Origin of the sequence: Microtetraspora niveoalba, assembly GCF_001570405.1 — a bacterium.
GTDB lineage: Bacteria > Actinomycetota > Actinomycetes > Streptosporangiales > Streptosporangiaceae > Microtetraspora > Microtetraspora niveoalba.
In genome coordinates this window covers 1-25326 of record NZ_BBYM01000023.1, presented here as the reverse complement: position 1 = coordinate 25326, position 25326 = coordinate 1, and the positions used below count along the sequence as shown (strand labels likewise).

The 25326-nt window shown below is 71.6% G+C and carries 24 protein-coding genes; 13 read left to right on the top strand and 11 right to left on the bottom strand.

The genetic code is table 11. The annotated features are described in order from the left end of the window. Positions 1–7: 7 nt before the first annotated feature. Complete coding sequence (locus tag AWQ70_RS22980; RefSeq protein WP_067179608.1) at positions 8–1444, top strand: lipase maturation factor family protein; 1437 nt, start codon at positions 8–10, stop codon at positions 1442–1444. 72 nt (positions 1445–1516) lie between these two features. Here the strand turns inward: AWQ70_RS22980 and AWQ70_RS22975 are convergent, their stop codons facing one another. The 3 genes from AWQ70_RS22975 to AWQ70_RS22965 all read right to left on the bottom strand — a co-directional run bounded on the left by AWQ70_RS22975 (position 1517) and on the right by AWQ70_RS22965 (position 3577). Then, on the bottom strand, positions 1517–2083 hold the full coding sequence (locus AWQ70_RS22975; protein ID WP_067179458.1) for a DUF4291 domain-containing protein: 567 nt from the start codon (positions 2081–2083) through the stop codon (positions 1517–1519). A gap of 42 nt (positions 2084–2125) precedes the next feature. Further along, entirely contained in the window at positions 2126–2482 is a 357-nt protein-coding gene (locus tag AWQ70_RS22970) for a hypothetical protein (RefSeq protein WP_169808724.1), read from the bottom strand. A 468-nt stretch (positions 2483–2950) separates the two neighbouring features. Continuing rightward, positions 2951–3577: a TetR/AcrR family transcriptional regulator gene (locus AWQ70_RS22965; protein ID WP_245647108.1), complete on the bottom strand. Its 627-nt coding sequence runs from the start codon at positions 3575–3577 to the stop codon at positions 2951–2953. A gap of 87 nt (positions 3578–3664) precedes the next feature. On the opposite strand from AWQ70_RS22965, the gene AWQ70_RS22960 reads away from it, so the two are divergent. Then, entirely contained in the window at positions 3665–4540 is an 876-nt protein-coding gene (locus tag AWQ70_RS22960; RefSeq protein WP_067179454.1) for an NAD(P)-dependent oxidoreductase, read from the top strand. 5 nt (positions 4541–4545) lie between these two features. Here AWQ70_RS22960 and AWQ70_RS22955 read toward each other — a convergent pair whose 3' ends face one another. After that, positions 4546–5460 carry a TetR/AcrR family transcriptional regulator C-terminal domain-containing protein gene (locus AWQ70_RS22955; protein WP_067179452.1) on the bottom strand — a complete coding sequence of 305 codons (915 nt, stop codon included), beginning with the start codon at positions 5458–5460 and terminating at the stop codon, positions 4546–4548. Positions 5461–5550: 90 nt separating this feature from the next. On the opposite strand from AWQ70_RS22955, the gene AWQ70_RS22950 reads away from it, so the two are divergent. Then, positions 5551–6672: an FAD-dependent monooxygenase gene (locus AWQ70_RS22950; RefSeq protein ID WP_067179450.1), complete on the top strand. Its 1122-nt coding sequence runs from the start codon at positions 5551–5553 to the stop codon at positions 6670–6672. An 819-nt stretch (positions 6673–7491) separates the two neighbouring features. Here the strand turns inward: AWQ70_RS22950 and AWQ70_RS22945 are convergent. The 6 genes from AWQ70_RS22945 to AWQ70_RS22920 form a co-directional block, all read right to left on the bottom strand. Next, complete coding sequence (locus tag AWQ70_RS22945; RefSeq protein WP_067179448.1) at positions 7492–8355, bottom strand: F510_1955 family glycosylhydrolase; 864 nt, start codon at positions 8353–8355, stop codon at positions 7492–7494. 13 nt (positions 8356–8368) lie between these two features. Then, positions 8369–9910: a multicopper oxidase family protein gene (locus tag AWQ70_RS22940; protein ID WP_067179446.1), complete on the bottom strand. Its 1542-nt coding sequence runs from the start codon at positions 9908–9910 to the stop codon at positions 8369–8371. 83 nt (positions 9911–9993) lie between these two features. Then, positions 9994–10434, bottom strand: a complete 441-nt coding sequence (locus AWQ70_RS22935) for a hypothetical protein (protein ID WP_067179444.1) — start codon at positions 10432–10434, stop codon at positions 9994–9996. Between the two features lie 82 nt (positions 10435–10516). Next, on the bottom strand, positions 10517–10942 hold the full coding sequence (locus AWQ70_RS22930) for a nuclear transport factor 2 family protein (RefSeq protein WP_067179442.1): 426 nt from the start codon (positions 10940–10942) through the stop codon (positions 10517–10519). Continuing rightward, a complete protein-coding gene (locus AWQ70_RS22925; RefSeq protein ID WP_067179440.1) occupies positions 10939–11442 on the bottom strand; it encodes a nuclear transport factor 2 family protein in 504 nt (167 codons plus the stop codon). Before AWQ70_RS22925 ends, AWQ70_RS22930 begins: the two co-directional genes overlap by 4 nt. A 38-nt stretch (positions 11443–11480) precedes the next feature. Continuing rightward, positions 11481–12362 (bottom strand): LLM class F420-dependent oxidoreductase, encoded by an 882-nt coding sequence (locus AWQ70_RS22920; protein ID WP_067179437.1) that lies wholly within the window; start codon positions 12360–12362, stop codon positions 11481–11483. A gap of 412 nt (positions 12363–12774) precedes the next feature. Here AWQ70_RS22920 and AWQ70_RS22915 point away from each other — a divergent pair, with 412 nt between their 5' ends. Further along, positions 12775–13590: an IclR family transcriptional regulator gene (locus AWQ70_RS22915; protein ID WP_245647107.1), complete on the top strand. Its 816-nt coding sequence runs from the start codon at positions 12775–12777 to the stop codon at positions 13588–13590. A gap of 48 nt (positions 13591–13638) precedes the next feature. On the opposite strand, the gene AWQ70_RS22910 is transcribed toward AWQ70_RS22915, so the two are convergent. Next, positions 13639–14202 (bottom strand): flavin reductase family protein, encoded by a 564-nt coding sequence (locus tag AWQ70_RS22910; protein ID WP_067179434.1) that lies wholly within the window; start codon positions 14200–14202, stop codon positions 13639–13641. A 241-nt stretch (positions 14203–14443) separates the two neighbouring features. Between AWQ70_RS22910 and AWQ70_RS22905 the strand changes: the two genes are divergently transcribed. From AWQ70_RS22905 to AWQ70_RS40605, 9 genes are all read left to right on the top strand, one after another. After that, a complete protein-coding gene (locus AWQ70_RS22905) occupies positions 14444–15313 on the top strand; it encodes an alpha/beta fold hydrolase (protein WP_067179431.1) in 870 nt (289 codons plus the stop codon). Continuing rightward, the gene (locus AWQ70_RS22900; protein WP_067179429.1) at positions 15310–16983 is read left to right on the top strand and encodes an FAD-binding protein; all 1674 of its coding nucleotides are present in this window, start codon (positions 15310–15312) and stop codon (positions 16981–16983) included. The genes AWQ70_RS22905 and AWQ70_RS22900 overlap by 4 nt, the downstream gene beginning before the upstream one ends. Continuing rightward, a complete protein-coding gene (locus AWQ70_RS22895; protein WP_067179427.1) occupies positions 16980–18014 on the top strand; it encodes a ferredoxin--NADP reductase in 1035 nt (344 codons plus the stop codon). The genes AWQ70_RS22900 and AWQ70_RS22895 overlap by 4 nt, the downstream gene beginning before the upstream one ends. Before the next feature lie 128 nt (positions 18015–18142). Next, positions 18143–18940 carry a 2-keto-4-pentenoate hydratase gene (locus AWQ70_RS22890; RefSeq protein ID WP_067179425.1) on the top strand — a complete coding sequence of 266 codons (798 nt, stop codon included), beginning with the start codon at positions 18143–18145 and terminating at the stop codon, positions 18938–18940. 10 nt (positions 18941–18950) lie between these two features. Next, on the top strand, positions 18951–19859 hold the full coding sequence (locus tag AWQ70_RS22885; protein ID WP_067179422.1) for an acetaldehyde dehydrogenase (acetylating): 909 nt from the start codon (positions 18951–18953) through the stop codon (positions 19857–19859). A gap of 230 nt (positions 19860–20089) precedes the next feature. Beyond that, positions 20090–21121 (top strand): 4-hydroxy-2-oxovalerate aldolase, encoded by a 1032-nt coding sequence (gene dmpG, locus AWQ70_RS22880; protein WP_067179420.1) that lies wholly within the window; start codon positions 20090–20092, stop codon positions 21119–21121. Continuing rightward, positions 21118–22302, top strand: coding sequence for an acyl-CoA dehydrogenase family protein (locus AWQ70_RS22875; RefSeq protein WP_067179418.1), 1185 nt, complete (start codon positions 21118–21120; stop codon positions 22300–22302). The genes dmpG and AWQ70_RS22875 overlap by 4 nt, the downstream gene beginning before the upstream one ends. A 371-nt stretch (positions 22303–22673) precedes the next feature. Next, a complete protein-coding gene (locus tag AWQ70_RS22870) occupies positions 22674–23210 on the top strand; it encodes a histidine phosphatase family protein (RefSeq protein ID WP_067179416.1) in 537 nt (178 codons plus the stop codon). A gap of 1810 nt (positions 23211–25020) precedes the next feature. Then, on the top strand, positions 25021–25326 hold a 306-nt coding region (locus AWQ70_RS40605; RefSeq protein ID WP_218004618.1), incomplete at its 3' end, for a DUF222 domain-containing protein.

The window sequence follows — 25326 nt, the reverse complement described above, 5'->3', positions numbered from 1 at the left end:
GACGATCATGGACTGGTTCGCCGCGCCGGACTACTGGCTCAGCCGCGTGGTGTTCCAGCGGGGCCTGGCCGCGATCTATCTGGTCGGGTTCCTTGTCGCGCTGAACCAGTTCCCCGCGCTGCTCGGGGAGAGAGGGCTGACGCCGGTGCCCGCGTTCATACGCCGGGTGCCGTTCCGCCGCGCGCCGAGCCTCTTCCACCTCCACTATTCGGACCGGTTCCTCTCGCTGGTGGCGGGGAGCGGCGCGCTGCTGTCGGCGGTCCTCCTGGCCGGGCTCGCCGACCTGGTCCCGCTCTGGGGCGCGATGTCGTTGTGGGCGCTCCTGTGGGTCCTCTACCTGTCCATCGTCAACGTGGGACAGGTGTGGTACTCCTTCGGCTGGGAGTCGCTGCTGTGCGAGGCCGGGTTCCTCGCGATCTTCCTCGGCAACGCGGAGGCCGCGCCGCCCGTGCTCGTGCTGTGGCTGCTGCGCTGGTTGTTGTTCCGGCTGGAGTTCGGCGCCGGACTGATCAAGATACGCGGCGACCGCTGCTGGCGGGACCTGACCTGCCTGTACTACCACCACGAGACCCAGCCGATGCCCGGCCCGCTGAGCTGGTACTTCCACCGGCTTCCCGGGCCCGCGCACCGGGTCGAGGTCGCGGGCAACCACGTCGCCCAGCTCGTCGCGCCGTTCGGGCTGTTCGCGCCGCAGCCGTACGCGAGCGTGGCGGCGGGGGTCATGATCGCGACGCAGCTCTGGCTGATCCTGTCGGGGAACTTCGCCTGGCTGAACTGGCTCACGGTCGTGCTCGCGGCGTCGGTGGTCTCCTGGGGCGACCTGGTCCGCATGGCGGGGCTCGGACCGCTGCCGCACCCCACGGCCGTGCCGCCGTGGTTCGCGGGCGTGGTCCTGGCGGCCACCGTGCTGATCGTCGCGCTCAGCTACTGGCCGGCCCGCAACCTCGTGTCCCGCCACCAGCTGATGAACGCCAGCTTCAACCCGTTCCACCTGGTCAACACGTACGGCGCGTTCGGCAGCGTGACCAAGACCCGGTACGAGGTCGTGATCGAGGGCACCCGCGACCCGCAGGTCACGCCGGAGACGGTGTGGCGCGAGTACGGCTTCAAGGGCAAACCGGGGGCGCCGCGGCGGCGGCCGCCCCAGTTCGCCCCATACCACCTGCGGCTGGACTGGCTGATGTGGTTCGCCGGGTTGTCGGCCGCGTACGCGCACCCGTGGCTCGTGCCGTTCGTGCGGAAACTGCTGGTGAACGACCGGGCGACGCTGCGGCTGCTGCGGGACGACCCGTTCCCCGACGCCCCGCCGACGTTCGTCCGTGCCCTCCTCTACCGCTACAGCTTCACCACCGGGCGGGAGCGGCGGGCGACCGGCGACTGGTGGGAGCGCGAGCTGGTGGAGGAGTACCTCCCGCCGCTCACGCTGGGCCGCTCCCGCCGGTGAGGCCACCGGACGTGGCCCGCATCCCGGCGAGCAGGCATCCGCGGCCCACTCCCGCCTTCCTGACGATGACGGTCACCCACCCCGGGAAAGGCGGTCCTCCAGTGCCCGGGGCAGCGGATAGGCGCGCTCCGGGGGGAACAGCCGGTGGGCCTTCGCGGCCTGCCCGGCCTGGATCAGGGACGCGGCCCTGTGGACCTTGGGGGTGAGGTCGGTGAGGCCGACGATCCAGTCGTCGGCGAACGTGCGGACCAGGCGGCGGCCGATGCCGACCTGGATGTTGTAGTGGTTCAACGCCGCCCCGCGCGGCGAGCGCTCCGGGTCCCACTGGACATGTACCGCCGCCTCGGCCACGGCCGCCGGGTCCGCGGTCGTGAGCACGGCCAGGGACAGGGCCTCCTCCCAGCCGTCCCGGGTCATCCGCACCGCGAGAACCCGCTCCTGACCGGGTTTGCGGCCCCAGTTGCTGCGGTGCATCAGCCACAGGAACGACGGCTTGATCCACGTCATCCGATGGAACGAGAACGGCGCGACGAAGCGGCCCGTCCGCAACGCCGCGTCGGCGATCGCGGGCGCGTACGCCTGGTAGACGACGATCGTGTGAGCGTCGTAGTCGGCACGGATCTGGTACTGGGGCGCCATGCGCCGCAGCCTGCCATCCGCCCCGCCGGCTCCGCGAGCCGTTTAGAGCCGGGCCAGGTCGGCCGCGATCGCGCGCAGCGTGTCCCGGTGGTGATGGCGGCGGATCGGAGCCGTGCTCGGTTCGCTCTGCTGGATGGTGACCGCTGCGCTGCGGCGGGCGGTTGCTCCGGCGTAAACGGTGACGGCGGCGGAACGCATGGTTTCGCGCTGCTGGACGGTGACCGCTGCGCTGCGGCGGGCGGTTGCTCCGGCGTAAACGGTGACGGCGGCGGAACGCATGGTTTCGCTCTGCTGGATGGTGACCGCTGCGCTGCGGCGGGCGGCTGCTCCGGCGCGCCGTGATAGCTGGTCTCTGGTGATTCCCCGCTTCGCGGCTTCGGGCGCGGTGGTACAGGGCACGGTCCTACGCGCGCCGGAGCAACCGCCCGCACTCCGCTCCGCTCGCCACGGCCCTGCCTTCCTCGCCGTCACCGCACCGTCTCGTCCTCGGCCTGCTTCTCGCCGCAGGCCGGAAACCAGATTCATAGCTCGCGCCGTCTGAGATCACGCTGCGCTGCGACGGGCGGGTCCTCCGGCGCGCCGTGACAGCTGATCTCTGGTGCAACCGCTTCGCGGCTCCGGGCGCGGTGGTACAGGGCACGGTCCTACGCGCGCCGGAGGCCCCACCCGCCTCCGCTCCGCTTCCCCGCCGCCCGTCGTATGCCCAACCTTCGGGGCTGCGTGTCTGACCAGGTTGCCGTGCTCTTCACGGTGGCGTTCGGGGCGGGTGTCGTGGGCTTCGGCCGGGTCGTCGGCGCTTTTCGGACCGGGTGGAGCGCAGGGAGGGGAGAACGGCCCGGGCCGCAGTCCGGACCGCGGTCGGGGTGGTCAGGGGGTTGTGGCGGCCTGCTGGTACAGGGTGATCAGACGGGCCAGGTGCCGGCCGGCGGCCTCGAGCGGCTTGACACTCCGGGAGACCTGGGCGGTCAGTTCGGCGCCCTCCAGCGTGTTGATCACTGTCCAGGCCAGGTCGTCGGCGTCCTCGTCGCGGATGCCGGCGGCGCGGAGCTTGTCGAGGACCAGGGCGTGCCAGTGCTCGAACGCTTCGGCGGCGGCCTGCTGGATGTCGGGGAAGCGGCCGGCCGTCCCCAGAGCGGTGGCCGTGACCGGGCAGCCGTCGACCCAGTCGGACTCGCGCAGGCCCTCGGCGAGGCTCCTGGTACAGGCCATGACGGCCGCCGCGGGGTCCGGCTCGCTGTCGAGGATCTCGCGCAGGAGATCGGCGAACTCGCGGTCGCCGTGGCGGACCGCCGCGACCGCGAGCTGCTGCTTCCCGCCCGGGAAGAAGTGGTAGACCGAACCGAGCGTGGCACCGGCCTCCTGGGCGATCTGCTTGATCCCGGTGCCGTCGAACCCCTGGCGCTGCATCAGCGCCGAGGTCGCCCGGACGACTCGCTCGCGGGTGCCGAGGGTGTCGTCCCGGCCGGTGGCCGTGTCGCGGTGCTTGGTTCTCACGCCCCAACCCTACTGGATAGAACGTTCGCTCCAATTCCGTGTTAGGGTCCAGGCTCTAGATAGAGCGTTCGTTCTAGGAGGTTCCCTATGGACAGGCAGGCAGTGACGGTCATCGGACTCGGCCCGATGGGCACGGCGATGGTGAACGCGTTCCTGGACCGCGGTCACCCCGTGACCGTGTGGAACAGGACGGCGAGCAAGGCGGACGCCCTGGTGGCGAGAGGGGCCGTCCGGGCGGCGACGGCCGGCGAGGCGCTGGCCGAAAGTGAGTTGACGGTGCTGAGTCTGACGGACTACGACGCGATGTACGCCATCCTCGAACCGGCCGCGGACGCCTTGCCGGGCCGCGTCCTCGTCAACCTCAGCTCGGACACGCCGGAGAAGACCCGCGCGGGGGCGCGCTGGGTCACCGAGCGCGGCGCGGTCCACATCTCCGGAGGCGTCACGGTCCCGCCCTCCGGCATCGGACGGCCGGAGTCGTCGACCTTCTACAGCGGGCCGCGTGAGGTCTTCGAGAGGCACCGCTCCACTCTGGAAGCGCTGACCGGAACGGACTACCGAGGTGAGGACCCCGGCCTGGCGGCGCTGATGTACCAGATAGGCATGACCATGTTCTGGACGTCGATGCTCAGCTACTGGCAGGCCGTCGCCCTCGCCGACGCGAGCGGCCTCAAGGCGGCGGACATCCTCCCGCACGCCACCGACACCATGACGAGCATGCCGGGCTTTCTCGACTTCTACGCGGCGCGCATCGACGCGGGTGTCCACGACGGAGACGTCGACCGGCTCGCCATGGGCGTGGCCAGCGTCGAGCACGTCCTGCACACGCATGCCGACGCGGGCGTGGACACCGCGCTCCCGGCCGCTGTCGTCGCGCTGTTCCGCCGGGGGATGGAGGCCGGGCACGCGGCCGACAGCTTCTCCAGCCTGGTGGAGCTGATGAAGAAGCGACAGGCGGCCTGACCGCCTCAGGACGCGGGCTGCCCGGAAGCCTCGATGCGCAGGCCGTCGAGGAGCGCCTGGAGCCCGGTCTCGAAGAGGTCGTCGAGGTCGAAGTCGTAGCCTTCCGTGTCGAGCCGCATGATCGTCTTGGTGAACAGGGGGTATCGGCCGGAGGCGACGAGGGCGTTCATCGCCCGTCCCTGGGCGTCGAGCCACTGGTCGCTGGACAGCCCGGTGGCCGACATCGCCTGCGCCTCCCGTTCGATGTGCACGGCGAACCCCTGCACGTAGGCGTAGATCAGGACCTCGATCGTGAGCATGGCCTCGGGCGCGAGCCCGAGGCCGTCCAGTGCGCGCAGCAGTTGCTCGCCGTGCTGGAGCAGCCCGGGCAGCGGAAGGGGGCGGTCGAGCGGAGTCAGGTGGGGCAGCCACGGATGGCGTCGATAGATCTGCCACAGCGTGCGCGCGACCGTCTCCAGCCGCTCCCTCCTGCTGAGCGTGTCCGCCGGGTAGCGCGACTCGCCGTAGGCGAGATCGGCCATGCCGCGGACCAGCTCGTCCCTGCCCCGCACGTGCCGGTGGACCGTCGCCGCCGCGACACCGAGCCGCGCGGCCACGGCGCGGATGGTCACCGCGCCGAGCCCCTCGGCGTCGGCGATCGCGATCCCCTCGCGCACGATCCCCTCGCGTGTCAGCTCCACCCGCCCGGTGCGCCGACGCGGCCGGCTCACCGTGGCGGCGACCACCGTCGCCGACCTCGGTCTGGCCTCCGCGAGGCCCTCTTCCTTGAGTACGGCCAGCGCCCGCGCCGCGGTGGCCGGCGCCACCTTGAAGTCACGGGCGACGGCGCGGGTCGAGGGCACCTTGTCGCCGGGGGCGAGTTCGCCGGTCTGGATGCGCCGCCGGAGCTCGGCCGCGATCCGCAGATAGGGGGACTCCATCGATCTGTCCTAGTACAGCTGAGCCGGGGACGGGCGCATCTGTTCTAGCACAGTTGGGCGCTTGCCCGTAGGCCGGGATACCAAGGACCCATGACTTCCATCCTCATCTCCGGTGCGAGCGTCGCCGGACCCGCGCTCGCGTACCTTCTCCGCCGTCGCGGCTTCACCGTCACCGTGGTCGAACGCGCCCCCGCCCCGCGCCCCGGCGGTCAGGCGATCGACGTGCGCGGCGCCGCGCTCACGGTCGCCGAACGCCTGGGAATCCTCGCCGACCTGCAGCGGTGCCGTACGCGCATGAAGGGCATGTCCATGCTGGACGGCGACGGCAACGAGCTGTGGCGGTCCACGGAGGTGGCGTTCTCCAGCGGCCGGCTCGACAGCGACGACGTGGAGGTGCTCCGCGACGACCTCACCGGCCTCCTCTACGACAGGACGCGCCAGGACGTCGAGTACGTCTTCGGGGACTCCATCACCTCGCTCGTCCAGGACGAGCACGGCGCGCACGTCACCTTCGAACGGTCGGCTCCGCGCACCTTCGACCTCGTCGTCGGCGCGGACGGCCTGCATTCGAACGTGCGCGGGCTCGCCTTCGGCCCGGAGCGCGACTTCGTCCATCACCTCGGGACGTACGTGTCGATCTTCTCGACAGACAACTACCTGGGCATGGAGGACTGGCAGACCTGGTTCAACGACGGCACGGTGGGCGGCGCCATCTACCCCGTGCGCGGCAACGCCGAGCTCCGCGTCAACATCGGCTTCCAGAGCGAGGACCCGGTCGAGTACGACCACCGCGACGTCCAGGCGCAGAAGCGGCTCGTGGCCGAACGCCTCGCGCACGCGGGCTGGGAGGTGCCCCGCCTGCTCAAGGCGATGTGGGGCGCGCCGGACTTCTACTTCGACTCGATGGCCCAGGTCCGCATGGACCGCTGGTCGGCCGGCCGGGTGACCCTGCTCGGTGACGCGGGCTACTGCGCCTCACCTCTGTCCGGGCAGGGCTCCAGCCTGGCACTGATCGGCGCGTACGTCCTGGCCGCCGAACTGGGCAGATCCGACCACGAAACGGCGTTGGCCGCCTACGAGGCCCGGATGCGGCCGTTCGTCGAGCTCAACCAAGGGCTGATCGAGCAGAACCGCGAGCACATGGAGCAGGACCCGACCGGCGACAGCCCGGTCGACCGCGTCAAGAACGCGATCCGGCTCCCGGAGCTGTGAGCGGCCCGAGATAGGGGACGCCGCCGTCCAGGAGGCACTGCCCGTGGCCCAACCGGAGGTGCTCTCCTGCGTCGCTCGTCAACGCCCTGCACGCCCACGGTTTGATCACACGTTCGCGCCTGCCTACGATGCACGGGCCTCGTCCTGACCACCCGATATGAGGCCACCTCCAGGGGGGACGCGATCAACACGGCCCCACCTGCCGATTCTCTGGGCGGCTCGCTCATGCCGTCGCCATACAGCCCGAGCCGAGGAGGCGAAGCGATCGTGAGCTACGGCCGCGACTGAACCGGGGCGGGAAGCGGAGCGGAGGCGGGTGGGGCCTCCGGCGCGCGTAGGACCGTGCCCTGTACCACCGCGCCCGGAGCCGCGAAGCGGTTGCACCAGAGATCAGCTGTCACGGCGCGCCGGAGGACCCGCCCGTCGCAGCGCAGCGTGATCTCAGACGGCGCGAGCTATGAATCTGGTTTCCGGCCTGCGGCGAGAAGCAGGCCGAGGACGAGACGGTGCGGTGACGGCGACGGGGGCAGGGCGGTGGCGAGCGGAGCGGAGTGCGGGCGGTTGCTCCGGCGCGCGTAGGACCGTGCCCTGTACCACCGCGCCCGAAGCCGCGAAGCGGGGATCGGCAGAGCGCAACTATCACGGCGCGCCGGAGCGGCCGCCCGCCGCAGCGCAGCGGTCGCTCTTCAGCAGCGCGAAACCATGCACGGCTCCGTTCCGCTGCCGTCACCGTTCAGCAGCGCGAACCGCGCACGGCTTCGTTGCCTGGCGGCCCGCGCCGTGACCGGGGCGCGGGCCGCGCGGAGGCGATCCCGCGGGTTACGGGCGGTAGAGCGTGGCGAAGGTGGCGCCTCCGTCGGTGGACTCGTACACGCTGCCGTCCATCGAGGCGGCGAGCAGGCGGTCGGCGGAGACGGCGGTGAAGGCGACGGCCTGCATGGGCAGCCGCCCGCGCGCCGTCCAAGCACCGCCGCCGCGCTCGGTGACCTGTACGCGGCCGTCCGGAGCCACGCCGATCAGCCCGCCTCCGTCGGTCACGTCCAGGAACGAGAGCAGGGGAGCACCCTTGAGCGGACGGAAGGTCCGGCCCGCGTCCGTGCTGACCTTCACCCCGTCCGGCGTGGTGGCGTAGACCGTGCCCGGCTCGCCGGCTCCCGCGGCCAGGTCGAGCAGGTCGAGCCGGGCCTCGGCGGTGAGTGCCCCGCCGTCGCCGCGCCACACCTGGCCGGTCTGCGCGTCGTAGCCGTACACCCTCGCGCCCGCGACCTGGAGCGCGTGGAAGTCCGCCTTCCCGGCGAGCGCCACCTGGTCCCAGGTCGCTCCGGCGTCGGCCGAGCGGATCAGCCCCAGGTGCGGCGGCTGCCCGGCGGCGACGTCCTCGGCGGACGGGTGCCCGCTGGCGTAGAACGTGCCGGGGCCGGCGACGGTGAAGCCCATGTGGTCGGCGTCCCGGTCGCCCACGCGGACCAGCTTCCCGGCCTCGACCGTGAACAGGCCGAAGTGTCCCGCGACGTACACCTTGCCGGTGGCCGGATCGACCCCGAGGCCGTGGACGTGCCCGACGCCGGGGTCCGCGGCCTCGGCGGCCGTGGTCCCGGGCGCCGGCGCCTCGCCCGAACCGCATCCGGTGAGCCCCGCCGCGAGCAGGAGGGCCCCGGCGGCCAGGCCGAACTTCTTGAGCATCTCGAGTCCCCTTTCAGACCTGGTAGCCGAGCAGGCTCATCATCCCGGCCTCGGCGTGGTAGACGTTGTGGCAGTGGATCATCCAGATGCCCGGATTGTCGGCTTCGAAGTCGGCGTTCACCGTCGCGCCCGGCAGCACGATCGCGGTGTCCTTGCGCACGCCGCTCGTCCCGAGGGCGAAGGTGTGGCCGTGCAGGTGCATCGGGTGCCACATCAGGCTCCGGTTCACGAAGGACAGTCGCACCCGTTCGCCCGGCCGGACCGGCTCGATCACCTTCGGGTCGTACTTCCTCCCGTTGATCGCCCAGTCGTACTTCGCCATGCTGCCGGTGAGCGCCAGCGTGATCGTGCGGTCCGGCGCCCTGCCGCCCAGCCGTACGGCGTCCGCCGGGACGAGCGCGTCGTAGGAGACGAGCCGGCCGTCCAGCTCGGACGGCCGCGCGCCGGCCTCGGGAGCGCGGGCGCCCGCGGAGGTGCGCACCAGCGCGCGGCCGAGCGCGCGCTTGCCCTCCGCCAGCGCGACCAGGGGGAACACCCCGTCCTTGAGGGTGACGAGCACGTCGTAGCGCTCGCCCATGCCGATCAGCAGGGCGTCGGTCTCCACGGGCGCGACCGGGTAGCCGTCGGTGTGCGTCACGGTCATGGCGTGGCCGCCCAGCGCGACCCGGAACGCCGTGTCGCCGCCCGCGTTGATCAGCCGGATCCGCAGCCGGGTGCCCGGCCGCGCCGTACGGGTCTCCGGGGACGCGGCGACCCTGCCGTTGACCAGGAAGTGCGGGTAGTACACGTCCCCGGCGTCGCCGCCGAGGAGGTCGCTCTCCGCGTTCATCATCATGTGCGGCCACCTGGCCGAGGGGGAGGGCATCGCCATGTCGCCGTGCCCGCCGCCGTGGTCCATGCCCTGGTCCATGTCCTGGCTCATGCCGTGGTCCATGCCCGCCATGGAGGTGAGCTCGGCGAGCACCTCGTCGGGGGTTCCGCTGACGCCGTCCAGCCAGTCGTCCAGGACGACGACCCACTCCTCGTCGTGGCCGAGCGGCTCGTCCGGGTCCTCCACGATGAGCGGCGCGTACAGCCCGCGGTCGAGCTGCGGCCCGTGGTGCGGATGGAACCAGTACGTGCCCGGGTGGGCGGCGGTGAACTCGTAGACCAGCTCGCCTCCGGAGGGGACGGGCGGCTGGGTGACGCCCGGCACGCCGTCCGCGTCGTTGCGCAGGGCGAGGCCGTGCCAGTGGACGGTGGTCTCCTGGGGCAGCCGGTTGGTCAGGCGGGCCCGGACCACCTCGCCGGCCCTGACCCGGATCGGCTCTCCGGGGAGCCGGTCGCCGTACATCCAGGTGCGTACGGTGGGGCCGCCCAGGTCGGCCCGCCCCTCCTGGGCGACCAGCCGGAACTCGCGCACCCGGCCGGGACGGCGGGCGGCCTCGGCTGCGCGCACCTCGTCGCCGGCCGGCTGGACGAAGGCGGTGCTCTCGCGGGAGCACGCGGTGACAAGGGCTCCGCCCGCCGCGGCCAGGCCGGCGCGCAGGAAGAGCCGTCGATCGATCGAAGGCATGGGAAAGTCCGCTCACGGTTCGCTGATGGAAAGAGGATCAGGAGGGACCGGGCGGGCGACGACGCCCGTCCGGCCGGGAGCCTCTATACGCGCAGGACCGTGACGCGCCGGAGCGAGAGGGCGAAGGGCGGCGGCGACCCGCGTACGGCGGGCAGGCGGGCGGGCCGCTCGCGCCCGAAGGCGACGCCGGCGGGCGGGCGGCCCACGAGGATCAGGCCGAGCACCGCGGCGGCGAGGACGGCGGCGACCGCCGTCAGGCAGAGCACGAAGGGGTTGGCGCCGCTCGTCCCCTCCTGCTGCGGGGCCGCGGTCTGGGAGGCCGCGGCGTGATGCGCCGTTCCGGCCCGCTCCGGCGCCGGGCCGTGCATGGAGGAGTGCGACAGGGAGGACCCCGTCATGGGCATCCCGCAGAAGTGCGCGGTCGCGTGGCTCAGGCCGACGCCGAGCAGCACGGACGCGAGCAGGACGAGCTTGGGCAGCACCGCCGCGACCGCGCTCCTGCCGGTCTCCCGCCGAGTGCGCACCGTTTCACACTACCGGCGACACACCCCGCCCCCGTATCCGCCACAGGGCCGCGGACACGGGGGCCGGGCGGTCGGCGGGCGGTCAGGCGGGGCGCAGGACGGCGAAGTCGCCGAGCGAGATCGAGATGCGGAAGGCGCGCGAGGTGATCCGCCAGCCGTCCGGGGTGCGCTCCCAGCGGTCGTCGTACTCGCCGAGGCATTCGTACGACCGGCCCTCGAACGGGCCCGCCCCCTGGTGGTAGACCCGCGCGTACGTCAGCGACCGCGCCCGGTCCCCGTCGATCTCGACGCGGTGGTTCCCCAGCAGGTGCTGGGACGGCCCGCAGCCGCCCAGGTGGTCGCGCACCGTCTCGACGATCGCCGCCCGGCCGGTGCGGCGGTAGCCGGTGGCCGTCTCGGTGAAGGCGGCGCCGATCGCGTCCCAGTCGCGCCGGTCGAGCGCCGAGGCCAGCTCGGCCAGCCGTTCCACGATCCGGTCCCGGTCCCCGGCGGGGGCGGCGGAGGTCACGCGGGCTCCCCGGCGCCGGTGAACTTCCTGGCCAGCAGCTCGGGCGACTCGGTACGGCCGTCGAGCACGCGGTTGGTCCGGTCGGTGACCCGCCAGCCGTCCGGCCCCCGGCGCAGCCGCCACAGGTTGGCGGTGGCGCGGCGCAGCGTGAAGGCGCCGGACGCCCGGTCCCGGACGATCATCAGCGTGTAACCGGTGGCGACCGCGTCGTCGCCGGTCACCGTGACGTGCGGCGCGCCGACGAAGTGGGCGCAGCCGCCGGTGATCCACCGCTGGTGCATGTCCGAGAGGACCATGGCCCTGATCTCGTCCTGGCCGGTCATCAGCAGCTCGTCGACGTCGTAGACGCCGTCCCGCTCCCACAGTGCCGCGACGGCGTCCGCGCTGCCGCTGTCCACGAGCGGGCCGTACGAGAGGATCAGCCGGGTGATCTCCAGCTCGTCCTCGATCGCGCTCAGGCGCCGTTCCAGCCTGGCGATCCGCTGCTCGGTCTCGGTCATTCCGCGCTCCCGTGATGCGTTCCGGAACTTGTTGGGGCTCACTGGTCGTGGGGGTCGAAGGCGAGGCCCATCGCGGCGCCCAGATCGCGCAGCGCGTGGAGCTGCTCGCGGTAGTTCTCGGCCGAGACCGCCGCGAGGGTGACGCCGGCGACGGTGGCGCCCGCGTCGCGCACCCGGGCCAGCGCCCGCTCGGCGTCGGCGGGCGCGCCGGCCGGGTCGAGCGGGCGGCCCGCGCTGAGCACGACCTCGAACCCGTCCGGCAGGCCGGCCTCGCCGAGCATCGCCGAGAGCCGGTCGAGGGGGAGGCCGAACGGGACCCAGCCGTCGCCGTGGGCCACGGCGCGGCGCAGGGAGCGGGCGGTCCGGCCGCCGATCCACATCGGGACGCGCTCCTGCCGGGCGTGCGGCTCGACCACGAAGCCGGAGAAGTCGTAGAACTCGCCGTGGAACTCCGGCTCCCGCCGGGACAGCGCGGCGCGGAGGGCGGCGATGGCCTCGTCCGCGCGCGGCCCGCGTCCCTCGAAAGGGGCTCCGAGCAGCTCGAACTCCTCCTGGAGGCTGCCGACGCCGAGCCCCAGCGTGACCCGCCCGCCGCTGATCCGGTCGAGCGTGCCGTACCGCTTGGCGATGGCGAGGGGGTGGTGGTAGCCGAGCACGAGCACCTGCGTGGCGAGCCGGATCCGGCGGGTGCGGGCGGCGAGGTAGCCGAGCGTGGCCAGCGGGTCCCAGTAGACGCCCCCGCGCTCCTCGGCGACGGCGGCCGGGATGCCGACGTGCTCGCTGCAGGTCAGGTGGTGGTATCCGAGCCGGTCGGCGGCCTCGGCGATCAGCCCGATCTCCTCGATCCCGGCTGAGCGCTCCCACTCGGAGTGCACGCCCGGCAGTTGCACCACCACCGGCGTGACGATCCCGATCCGCATACGGCCCACCTTTCGTCCTCGAACGGCTACTTCCTAGCGGGACGGCGGGGCCGGCGCGAGACGCGGTCCCGGTCAGCGGAACGGGACCGGAATTCCGGGTGTAACGTTGCCGAAACCCCGGCCCCGGCGAAGCGGGGGATCCCCCGCCGGACCGGCCCGTCCCCCCGGCGCACCCATGCCGGGGAGTGCGTGGGACGGCGGCAGTGACCTCGGCTTGGCCCCCAAGAACCGGTCATCCGATGACATTCGGGACGGATTTCCGCTCTTCCGTGCGGCGCGTCTCGTTGCTACATTCGCGTTAACAAGAATTCATTTCAGTTTTGGCCAGGAGGACTCTATGACCGCTCTCAGTCCTTCAGCGGAGGCCGCGGCACCGGCGCGCCGGGAACTCCCCCCTTCCATGGTCGAGCGGATGACCTTGATCATGGACGCCTTCGCCGGCCGCTCCACCCGGCTCACCCTGGAGGACGTGGCGCGCTGCACGCACCTCCCGCGCTCCACGGCCCACCGGATCCTCGACCAGCTCGTCCGGCTCAACTGGCTGGAGCACACCTCGTTCGGCTATCGGCTGGGACAGCGCGCGCTGGGTCTCGGCGGCCGGGACGGCAGCCACGGGGAGATCCGCGAGGCGGCCGCGCCGCTGCTGCACGACCTGCAGATCAAGACCGGCATGGTCGTCCACCTCGCGGTCCTCGACGGCGCCCAGGTCTTCTACCTCGACAAGGTCGGCGGCAGGTTCGCCACCTCGGTCCCGTCCCGCGTCGGCGGGCGCGCCCCCGCCCACTGCACCGCTCTCGGCAAGGCCATCCTGGCCTGGCTGGAACCCGAGCAGGTCGAGTCGCGGATCAGCGGCTCCATCAGCCGGATGACCAACCGGACCATCGGCGAGATGAGCATCCTGCACCAGGAGCTGCACCGCATCCGGCAGCGGCACGGCCTGGCCTTCGAACGGGGGGAGTGCTTCCCCACCATCGCCTGCGTGGCGGCGGCGATCCGCGGCTACGAGGGCCCGGTCGCCAGCATCTCCCTCGTGGGCGACCCCCGCACGCCGCTGGAGAAGGTCGCGCCGCTCGTGATCGACGCCGCGCGGCAGGCGTCGCTGGCCCTCTTCCCCGACCTCGCGACCCCGCGCAGGGCACGGCTCATGGTCGCCGTGCCGGACCAGACGTGGTCCTCCGAGACCATGAACCGGCTCCTGGAGAGCGGCCAGAACGGCGACTGGATGTGACGGCGCGCGCGGGGGCCGGACGGCGCCCCGCGCGGGAGAGCACCGGGTCTACCCCCAGTGGTCGCCCCAGCCCCACACGTTCGGCCCGATCTGCGGCTCGTCCTCGTCGATGCCGAACCGGCCCTTGAAGAAGATCATTGGTCGCTGCTCGGCGACCGTCTCCACCTGGAGCACCCGGCCGATCACCACGTCGTGGTCCCCGGCCACGTGCACGTCGTCCACCTCGGCGTGGACGCGCAGCAGCACGTCCCGCAGCGCCGGCGCGCCCCACCGGGAGAGGTCCCACTCCAGGCCCTCGTACTTCACGCCCTTGCTCGACCCGAACCGGCGGCAGACGTCCACCTGGTCCTCGGCGAGCACGTTCACGCAGAACCGCCCCGACTTGCGGATCCTCGGCCAGGCGCGGCCGTTGTGGTCGGCGCAGAACAGCACGAGCGGCGGTTCGAGCGACACCGACGCGAACGACTGGCAGGCGAAACCCACCGGCTCGCCGTCGTCCATCCCGGTGACCACGGTGACACCGCTGGCGAACGCCCCCATCGCGCGGCGCAGCTCCAGTGGGGTGGGTGGAGCGATTTCGGCGGGCTCCGTCGAGAGCGGCTCGGTAGTCATGGGTTTCCCCTCGTTCGGTCAAGGCCATTGTGATGGGCTCCGGAAACGAACGTAGGCCGGGGTCCCCCCCGAACAGAAGTCCGTCTCAATCAGTGGAAGGCCGGTCCGGCGGTCGAACACGCCGGGCGGGGGCGGGGGACGGGAAGATCCGCATCCCGCTCAACGGGATGACCCCGCGCGGGAGACGCCGATGCTGGCCTAGCTTCCCAGGAAGCTGACATTTCTATGACCGGAGCGGACGATGACCACGGAACTGACCTACGAGTCGACGATGCGCGAGCTCGCGACGGACAAGGGCGTCCTGCGATATCACGAGGCCGGCGACGGCCCGCCGCTGCTGCTGCTGCACGGCTCCGGCCCCGGCGTCACCGGCTGGCGCAACTTCCGCGGCAACCTCGCCGTGTTCGCCGAGCACTTCCGCTGCCTGGTCCTGGAGTTCCCCGGCTTCGGCGTGAGCGACCCCACCGACGAGCACCCGATGCTCGCCGCGAGCGCGGCGGTGGTCCGCTTCCTCGACGGGCTCGGCCTCCACCAGGTCGACGTGATCGGCAACTCGATGGGCGGCATCATCGGCGCCCAGGTCGCCATCGCCCACCCCGACCGCGTCCGCCGCCTCGTCACGATCGGCGGCATCGGCAGGAACCTCTACAGTCCCAGTCCGGGCGAGGGCATCAAGCTGCTGATGGAGTTCACCGAGGAGCCCACCCGTGAGCGGCTCGTCCAGTGGCTGCACTCCATGGTGTACGACCCGGCCCTGGTCACCGAGGAGCTGATCGAGGAGCGGTGGACCCAGGCCACCGACCCCGACACCCTCGCCAGCGCCCGCCGCATGTACGGCAAGGCCGCGTTCGCGGCCACCCAGGCCGCCGCCGCGGCCTCCGACGCCCCGCCGTACTGGGCGATGCTGCACCGGCTCAAGGCCCGGACGCTGATCACGTGGGGCCGCGACGACCGGGTCAGCCCGGTGGACATGTCGATCGTGCCGATGCGCACCATCCCCGACGTCGAGCTGCACATCTTCCCCAACTGCGGCCACTGGGTCATGATCGAGCAGAAGGCCGCCTGGGAGAGCGCGGTGCTCGCCTTCCTCACCCGGAAGGACAACGCATGAGCGCCGGATGGGACGGCGAGTACGACCTGGTCGTCGTCGGCAGCGGCGGCGGCGGCATGGCGGCCGCGCTGACCGCCGTCGACTGCGGGCTCTCCGTCCTGGTCGTCGAGAAGGGCAGGATGTTCGGCGGCAGCACCGGCATCTCCGGAGGCGGCATCTGGATCCCCAACAACCCCACCCTGCGGGCGAAGGGCCACGACGACAGCCGCGAGTCGATCCGGCGCTACCTCGACCTGCTCACCGAGGGCCGGGTGCCCGCCGCGCGGCTCGACGCGTACGTCGACAACGGCCCGGCGGCGATGGAACTGCTCGGCAGGAGCAGGTGGATGCGCTTCTTCTGGACGAAGGGATACGCCGACTACCACCCCGAGCTGGAGGGCGGCCGCCCGCTCGGCCGGTCGATCGAGGCGGTCCCGTTCGACACCCGCAAGCTCGGCGAGGACGAGAAGTACCAGCGCCCCAACAGCATGAAGGGCCCGCTCGGCCTCTGGATCACCAGCAAGGACTACCACGACCTCGCGATGGTCAAGCGCACCTGGCGCGGCCGGTGGGCCTCGGTCGTGGCCGCGTGGCGGGTCTCCTCCAACATGGTCCGCCGCCGCCACATGGCGACCGGCGGCCGCGCGCTCGTCGCCCGGCTGCGCATGGCGCTCAAGGACGCCGGCGTCCCGCTGTGGTTGCGCACGACCATGACCGAACTCGTCGTGGACGAGAGCGGCGCCGTCACCGGCATCGTCGCCGAGCGCCGGGACGAGAACGGCTCGGGCTCCCGCACCGTACGGCTGCGCGGCAGGAAGGGCGTGCTGCTCGCCAGCGGCGGGTTCGAGCACAACCCCGAGATGCGCGCCAAGTACCTGCCGGAGGGCGGCCGGGACGACTTCAGCATGGGCGCCAGGGAGAACACCGGCGACGGCATCCGGGCGGGTGAGCGGCTCGGCGCCGCGCTCGACTTCATGGACGACGCCTGGTGGATGCCCGCCGTACGGCACCCGGCCGGGGCGACGATCCCGCTCGTCTCCGAACGCTGCATCCCCCCGTCGATCATCGTGTCGTCCGAGGGCCGGCGGTTCACCAACGAGTCGTCGCCGTACGTGAACTTCGTCCACGACCAGCTCGCGGGCGGGCACGTCCCGGTGTGGTTCGTGATGGACGCCAAGGCCCGCGCCCGCTACCCGTTCGCGCAGATCCTCCCCGGGATGCCGATCCCCAAGGACTTCTACGACCAGGGGCTGGCGTTCCGCGCCGACACGATCGAGGAGCTGGCCGGCGAGATCGGCGTGCCGCCGCGGGCGCTGGCCGAGACCGTCGAGCGGTTCAACGGCTTCGCCCGCAACGGCAAGGACGAGGACTTCGGCCGCGGCGACAGCGCGTACGACCGCTACTACGGCGACCCCACGCTGAAGAACCCGAACATCGACGTGATCGACAAGGCGCCGTTCTACGCGTTCCGGATCGAGGCCGGCGACCTCGGTACCAAGGGCGGCCTCGTCTGCGACGAGCACGGCCGGGTGCTGCGCGAGGACGGCTCGGCGATCGAGGGCCTGTACGCCACCGGCAACACGTCGGCGTCCGTCATGGCCAACGAGTACGCGGGCCCCGGCGCCACCATCGGCCCGTCGATCGTCTTCGGCTACATCGCCGCGCGGCACGCCGCGGGAGTCGCGGCATGACCCAGCCGGGACCCCTGCGGGTGCGGGTCGTCGAGGTCATCAAGGAGACCGCCGACGCGCACTCGCTCGTGCTCGAACCCGAGGAGGACGGCCGGGACCGGTTCGGCTACCGCCCCGGCCAGTTCCTCACGATCCGGGTGCCGACCACCCGGGAGGGAGGGGCGGCCCGCTGCTACTCCCTGTGCAGCTCCCCCGTCAGGGGAGAGAAGCTCAAGGTGACCGTCAAGCGGGTGCGGGACGGCTACGCGTCGAACTGGATCTGCGACAACGTCGCCGAGGGCGACACGCTGGAGGTGCTGCGGCCCTCCGGCACGTTCACCCCCGACTCCCTCGACCAGGACTTCCTCCTCTTCGCGGGAGGCAGCGGCATCACGCCGGTCATGTCGATCCTCAAGTCCTGCCTGCACGCGGGGGCCGGCGCGGTCACCCTGATCTACGCCAACCGGGACGAGCACTCGGTGATCTTCCGGGACGAGCTGGTCGCCCTGTCCGCCGAGTACGGCGACCGGCTGACCGTCGTCCACTGGCTGGAGTCGGTACAGGGCCGGCCGACGGCCGGCGGGCTGGCCGCGCTCGCCCGGCCGTACACCGACCGGCAGGCGTTCGTCTGCGGTCCCGAGGCGTTCATGGACCTCGCGGTCGCGGTGCTCGCCCGCCTCGGCGTGCCGGAGCGCCGCGTCCACGTGGAGCGTTTCACCTCGCTCGCCGGCGACCCGTTCGCCGGCGCCGCCGTCGTCATCGACGACGAGGGGCCGGTCAGCGAGCTCGAGGTCGAGCTGGACGGCGACACCCGCACGGTCACCTGGCCGAGGGGCAACAAGCTGCTCGACGTGCTGCTCGACGCGGGCATGGACGCGCCGTTCTCCTGCCGCGAGGGCTCGTGCAGCGCGTGCGCCTGCGTGCTGCTCGAGGGCGAGGTCACGCTCGAGCACAACACCGTCCTCGACAAGCAGGATCTCGCCGACGGCCTGATCCTGGCCTGTCAGGCGATCCCGGTCAGCGAGCGGCTCAGGGTCACCTTCGACGCCTGACCTCCCGGCCCCGCGACGGCGACTCCCACTCAGCGGGAGACGCGGCACGGCCGGTGATCCGTGACTGGAACCTTTGACAAAGGAGCCCTGCCCGGACGGGCACGGCCCGACGACCCAGGAGGAAGTGGATGCTGGAGGCGGCACAACGCGCGGCCGCGGCCGACCGGTTGTGGGCGGCCGAGCGGGACCGGGAACCGATCGCCCCGCTGACCGAGTCGTACCCGGACATCGACGTCGTGGACGCGTACGAGATCCAGCTCGTCAACATCCGCCGCCGTCTCGCGGGCGGCGCCCGCGTGTACGGGCACAAGGTGGGGCTGTCCTCCCTGGTCATGCAGAAGATGATGGGCGTGGACGAGCCCGACTACGGGCACCTGCTCGACACGATGGTCCTGTCGCAGGACACCCCCGTCGACACCGCCGCGTACTGCTACCCGCGGATCGAGGTCGAGATCGGCTACGTGCTCGGGGCGACCCTGCCCGGTGAGGGATGCACCGAGCAGGACGTGCTCGCCGCCACCGAGTACATCGTGCCGAGCATCGAGCTGATCGACAGCCGGATCACCGACTGGAAGATCGGCCTGGCCGACACCATCGCGGACAACGCCTCCTCGGCCGGGGTGCTGCTGGGAGAGGCCCGGATCAGCCCCAAGGAACTGGACCCGTCCGGCATCGAGGCGGTGCTGTACTCCGTGGGCGCGTCGGGGGAGTCCGAGATCGCCCGCGGCAACACCGACGCCGTCCTCGGGAATCCGACCACCGCCGTGGCCTGGCTGGCCAGGAAGGTCGCCTCCTTCGGCGTGACGCTGGAGGCCGGGCACGTGATCCTTCCCGGGTCCTGCACCCGCGCCGTGGACGCCCGCCCCGGCGACGTCTTCCGCGCCGAGTTCGCCGGGCTCGGCTCCGTGACCGCTCGATTCGAATGAGGGTGAGACAGTGACCAAGGCGAGTGCCGCCATCGTCGGCTCGGGCAACATCGGGACCGACCTGATGTACAAGCTGCTCCGGTCGGAGGCGATCGAACCGCGCTGGATGATCGGCGTGGACCCCGACAGCCCCGGACTGAAGCGGGCGCAGGAGCACGGGCTGATCACCTCGGCCGGCGGCGCGGACTGGCTGCTCGCCCAGGACGAGCGGCCCGACATCGTCTTCGAGGCGACCTCGGCGTACGTGCACAAGGTGAACGCGCCGAAGTACGAGGCGCTCGGCATCCAGGCCGTCGACCTGACCCCGGCCGCGCTCGGGCCGGCGGTGGTGCCCGCGGTCAACCTCGGCGCCCACCTGGACGCGCCGAACGTGAGCCTGATCACCTGCGGCGGTCAGGCGACGATCCCCATGGTGTACGCGGTGTCCCGGGTGACCGAGGTCGCCTACGCCGAGATCGTGGCGAGTGTGGCCTCCCCCTCGGCGGGCCCGGGGACGCGGGCCAACATCGACGAGTTCACCAAGACCACCAGCCGGGGCATCGAGACGATCGGCGGCGCCGAGCGCGGCAAGGCGATCATCATCCTGAACCCGGCCGAGCCGCCGATGTTGATGCAGGACACGGTGTTCTGCTCCATCCCGGTGGACGCCGACCGGGACGCCATCGCCGCCTCCATCCGCGATGTCGTCGCGTCCGTCGCGTCGTACGTGCCCGGGTACCGGTTGCGCGCCGAGCCGCAGTTCGACGACCCGACGCCGGTGAGCGGCGGGCTGGCCCGCGTCGCGGTGTTCCTGGAGGTGGAGGGCGCCGGGGACTTCCTGCCGCCGTACTCGGGCAACCTCGACATCATGACCGCGGCCGCGACGAAGGTCGGCGAGGGGTTCGCGCAGCGGATCGTCTCCGGGCGCGTCCCGTCCTAGTGTCCCTCCCGGCGACCTTTGCCCCGTCGCGTCGCCCAGGGCGGCACCTCGCGGCGTTGTCGCCCCACCCACGGAAACTCCTCGCAAGCTCGGAGTTTCCGCGGGGCCCGGGAATGTCGCCCGTAGCTCCGCTACGGGCTCCTCCTCCGCCTTGCGATGCACCACCCTGGACACCGCTCCTTCCGGGCAAACCTCGCCGGTCGGAGCACTAGTCAGCAAGGAGATCGTTCATGTCTTTCAGTGCCGACCTCGACATCCGGGTCACCGACTCGTCGTTGCGTGACGGTTCGCACGCCAAGCAGCACCAGTTCACCGTCGAGCACGTCCGGTCGATCGTGGGCGCCCTCGACGACGCCGGCGTTCCGGTGATCGAGGTGACGCACGGCGACGGGCTGGGCGGCTCGTCGTTCAACTACGGCTTCAGCCACACCCCCGAGCAGGAGCTGATCAAGGCGGCCGTGCAGACCGCGAAGCGCGCCAAGATCGCGTTCCTGATGTTGCCCGGCCTGGGGGTGCAGGACGACATCCGGGAGGCGGCCGGGAACGGCGCGAGCGTGTGCCGGATCGCCACCCACTGCACCGAGGCCGACATCTCGGTCCAGCATTTCGGGCTGGCCCGGGACCTGGGCCTGGAGACGGTCGGGTTCCTGATGATGGCGCACAGCCAGCCGCCGGAGGTCCTGGCCAAGCAGGCGCGGATCATGGCGGACGCGGGCTGCCAGTGCGTGTACGTGGTGGACTCGGCCGGCGCGCTGATCATGGAGCAGACGAGCGACCGGATCTCGGCGCTGGTGGCCGAGCTGGGGCCGGACGCGCAGGTCGGGTTCCACGGGCACGAGAACCTCGGTCTGGGGGTGGCCAACTCCGTGCTCGCCGTACGCGCGGGGGCGCTGCAGATCGACGGCTCGACCCGCAGGTTCGGGGCCGGGGCGGGGAACACGCCGGTCGAGGCGTTCGCCGCGGTGGCGGAGAAGCTCGGCATCCGTACCGGCATCGACACCTTGAAGATCATCGACGCGGCCGAGGACGTCGTGCGGCCGATCATGGATGGGGAGTGCCTGCTCGATCGGCTCTCGCTGACCATGGGTTACGCCGGTGTCTACTCCAGCTTTCTGAAGCACGCCGATCGTCAGGCTCGCAAGTACGGGGTCTCGGGCGCCGAGATCCTGATCGAGGCCGGGCGGCGCAAGCTCGTCGGCGGGCAGGAAGACCAGCTCATCGAAATCGCAGTCGCACTCGCAGGGAAGCGGGAAGAGGCATGACCAACCAGGTACTCGAGGCGATAATCCAGCGTGCCGACGAACTCGGCGCGCTCGGTCCGTCCAACGAGAAGCTCGGCAGGCTGGACGACCAGGCGGCCAAGGTACTGCGCGAGTCGAACGTCATCCGGATGCTCCAGCCGAAGATCCACGGCGGCCTCGAGTTCCATCCCCGGGACTTCGCCGAGACCGTGATGAAGATCGCGAGCCTCGACGGCTCCACCGGCTGGGTCGCGGGCGTCGTCGGCGTGCACCCGTGGGAGATGGCGTACGCCGACCCGCGCGTGCAGCAGGAGATCTGGGGCGAGAACCAGGACACCTGGATCGCCTCGCCGTACGCGCCGATGGGCGTCGCCCGCCCCGTGGACGGCGGCTACATCTTCAACGGCCGCTGGCAGTTCTCGTCCGGCACCGACCACTGCGACTGGATCTTCCTCGGCGGCTTCCTCGGCGACGACGAGGGCAAGCCCGTCCAGCCGCCCGTCTCGATGCACCTGATCCTGCCCCGCTCCGACTACGAGATCGTCGAGGACTCCTGGGACGTCGTCGGCCTGCGCGGCACCGGCAGCAAGGACATCATCGTCAAGGACGCGTTCGTCCCCGAGTACCGCACCCTGCAGTACACCAAGGTCGTCGACGGCTCCGCGGCCAAGGAGGCCGGGCTGACCAACCCGCTCTACCACATGCCGTTCTCGGCCGCCTTCCCCCTCGGCATCACCGCCTCGCTCATCGGCATCGCCGAGGGCGCCCTCGCGCACCACATGGCGTACCAGAAGAGCCGCGTACAGGTCACGGGCACCAAGATCAAGGACGACCCGTACGTGCTGTTCGCGATCAGCGAGGCGGCCGCCGAGATCGCCGCCGCCCGGTCGGCGCTGCTCGACAACGCCTCCCGGATCTACGACATCGTCGCCTCCGGCCGCGAGGTCACCTTCGACGAGCGCGCGGTCGGGCGTCGCACCCAGGTCGCGGCCGCGTGGCGCGCGGTGCGCGCGGTGGACGAGATCGTGGCCCGCTCGGGCGGCAACGCCATGCGGATGGACAACCCGATCCAGCGCTTCTGGCGTGACGCGCACATGGGCCTGGCGCACGCCATCCACGTGCCCGGCTCGGTCTTCCACGTCTCGGCCCTCACCCAGCTCGACGTCGAGCCGCCCCACGGCCCGATGCGCTCGATGATCTGACCCCCTCCGGTCACGAACGGAACCAGGGAGGCCCCCGCGCCATAGCCGAGCGCGGGGGCCTCCCCCATTGGACGGCTGTGGTGATGGTGTTGTGCCCGGGTTTCGCGTCTGGGGAGCGGCTGTGGTGATGGTGTTGTGCCCGGGTTTCGCGTCTGGGGAGCGGCTGTGGTGATGGTGTTGTGCCCGGGCTTCGGCTCTGGGGAGCGGCTGTGGTGATGGTGTTGTGCCCGGGCTTCGGCTCTGGGGAGCCGCTGCAGTGATGGCCCCGCGGCCGGGTTTCCGTTCGCGGAGGCGGTCGTGGTCGAGGCGGTGACCGACCGTCGTGCGAGAAGAACAGAGGAGTGCGCCGAAGCCGGCGTTAGGGTGACGTCATGCCGGTGGAGGTCGTGTTCGAGACACATTCGGTGAGCCAGGACAACGAGCGGGGGCTCGCTACCGGGTGGCTACCCGGGAGCCTGTCCGAGCGGGGGCGGCGCCTGGCCGTAGAACTGGGCGAGCGGCGGCGCGAGGACGGGCTTGCCGCCGTGTTCACCTCCGACCTCACCCGGGCGGTTGAGACCGCTTCTCTGGCGTTCGCCGATACCGACATCCCGGTCCTGCATGACTGGCGGCTTCGGGAGTGTGACTACGGCGACAAGAACGGTACGCCCGCGCTTCAGGTGCACCAGAGCCGATCCCGTCACCTCGACACGCCCTATCCGGGGGGAGAAAGCTGGCGGCAGGCGGTGCACCGCGCGGGTCGCTTTCTTAGTGATCTGCCCTTGCGCTGGTCCGGCACCCGGGTCCTGGTCATCGGACACGTCGCGACGCGATGGGCGTTCGATCACCTCATCGACGGCATCCCGTTGGAAGAACTGGTGGATGCCGATTTCGGCTGGCGGGAGGGATGGGAGTACCGGCTGGTCTGACCGGCAGCCAGCTTGTGTCAGTGGTCGCGGGGATGCTTCGCGTTGCCGCGGGAGCGAGCCCGGGCCGGGGCGGTTGGTCTCGGTGGCGTTCTCTCCGGAAGGCCGGTAGGAGTGTTCGCGGCCGGTGTTCCCGAGCCCGGCGTTTCCTGATGGGATCTTCCCTGGGACCGGCGCTGCCGACTGCTCTGTTCTCAAAGGCGGCATGCCCGTCCCTGATGCGTTTCCTGATATCCGGTCCGCCGGCGCCGGCGCCGGCCCCGGACGTGGCTGTGTTGTCCGTGCCGGCTGTTCCTGAATCGGCCCCGAACGTGGCTGTGTTGTCCGTGCCGCACTGTTCCTGAACCGATCCCGAACGGAATTACGGGACGTGTTGCACAATCAGTACATCTCTGATTACTCTCCGTTGCAAATAGAACGTGTGAGCGATATATTGGCGGCAGGCCGCGTCATCAGAGCGTGAAGGGAGGCATCTCCGGTGATTGTTTCTGGCGGCGTGCTGCTTTCAGGCCGATCCGGTGACTCGCCGTCAGTGCGCTCCGCCGGCCCGCTGTCAACGTCCTCCCGATGGGAGTCGCACCGTCGGCACAAGCCGCTGAACGGGTCCCGCCCCTTCGCCGGCGACTCCTACGGTGCCGTGCTGCTCGATCGCACCCGCACCCGCACCCGCACCCGCCGCGCCGGCACGCCTGTTCCGGCCCCACCCGCCCGCACTCCCGCTGAGACTGCATCTCCCGATGCCGGTCGTCTCGAGCCCATGCAATCCACCGTGGCCCGGCCCGATGGGAGGCCGGGCGATAGGCAGAGCGGGAGGCCGAGCGGTGGACAGGGTGGCGGTGTGCCGTCGGCGGGCTGGTCCTTGTTCGATCCGGCCTCGGACGGCACCGCCAGGTCTGAGGGTGGCGAGCGGGATGCTGCGTTGTCATGGGCGCGGCGGCTGATGGGCGTCGCCGGCCCGGTAGAAGACCGGAGTCCGGAGCAGGGAGAAGGCCGCGGATCAGAGTCTGGAGCAGACCGGGGCTCGGCCGATGGAGTATGGCTGTCAGGACCGACCAGACCCGGTGCCGCACCATGTGGCGCTACAGGGCCGGGTGCTGTGAGGTCCGGTGTTACAGGGCATTCCACGATCGACGGCGGGATGGCCGATGCGGGGGCGGGGGCGGGAACCGGCGGCCAAGACGAGTCGCGGTGTCCGCAAGATGACGATGGTGGTCTTTCGGCCTGGGATGGCATCTGGCAGGGGCGTCGCTCCAGCAGTAACCAGCGGTCGACGGTCACCCCCGCCCGGCGCGGCGGCCGGGACGGCCGTCGGCGGGACGGCGGGCGACGGGGCGAGGACCGGGGGCGGCGGGTTGATGGGCAGCAGGACGGCGAGCGCTGCGGCGGCGAGTGGCGGGACCGTGTCGAGGGCTGGCGTGACGATCAGGAGTGGGATCGGGGCCGGGGTCAGGCGGGTGGGGGTCAGGAGACTCAGCCCTCTGCGGGCCGGGAGGCTCAGACTGGTGCGAGCCGGGAGGGGCAGTCTGGTGCCGGCCGGGAGGCTGCGTCTGATGGTGACGGTAGCGATGTGGATGCCCGGGCGGGTGACTGGCCCGACCCGGCGTTGGCCCGGCCTGCCGTCCGGGACCTGCTCGCCTGCGTAGAGCGGATCGCCGCCACCGCCACGGCCGCTGGGTCAGGGGATGCGTCGGGGAATGCGTCGTCGGGGGAGATGCCCGGCGGTGTGCATCGGGATGTGCCCGGGGCCGTGTTGGGGGCTGTTCCGGGAGGTTCTCCGGGCGAGGCCGAGGCCGAGGTCGATGTTGAGGTGGCGATGGCGGAGATCGTCGCGCTGGCCCGGGTGATCGATCTAGCCGAAGCAGCACTGGCAGCGCGGTTGCGGATAGCAGAGGCAGGCAAAGGCCACCAACTGTTCGGGCGGCGTTCGATCGGGTCATGGCTGGCGGCGGCGACCGGCTCCCGCTCCGCGCGGGCCGGGGAGCGCGTCACTCTGTCGCGGCAGTTGTCGCGTCTGCCGCAGGTGGCCGCCCGGCTGACCGAGGGCAGCCTCTCCTACGGGTACGCCGCCACGATCACCTCGGCCGCCCGTCATCTGGACGACGCCGAGACCGTACTGGCG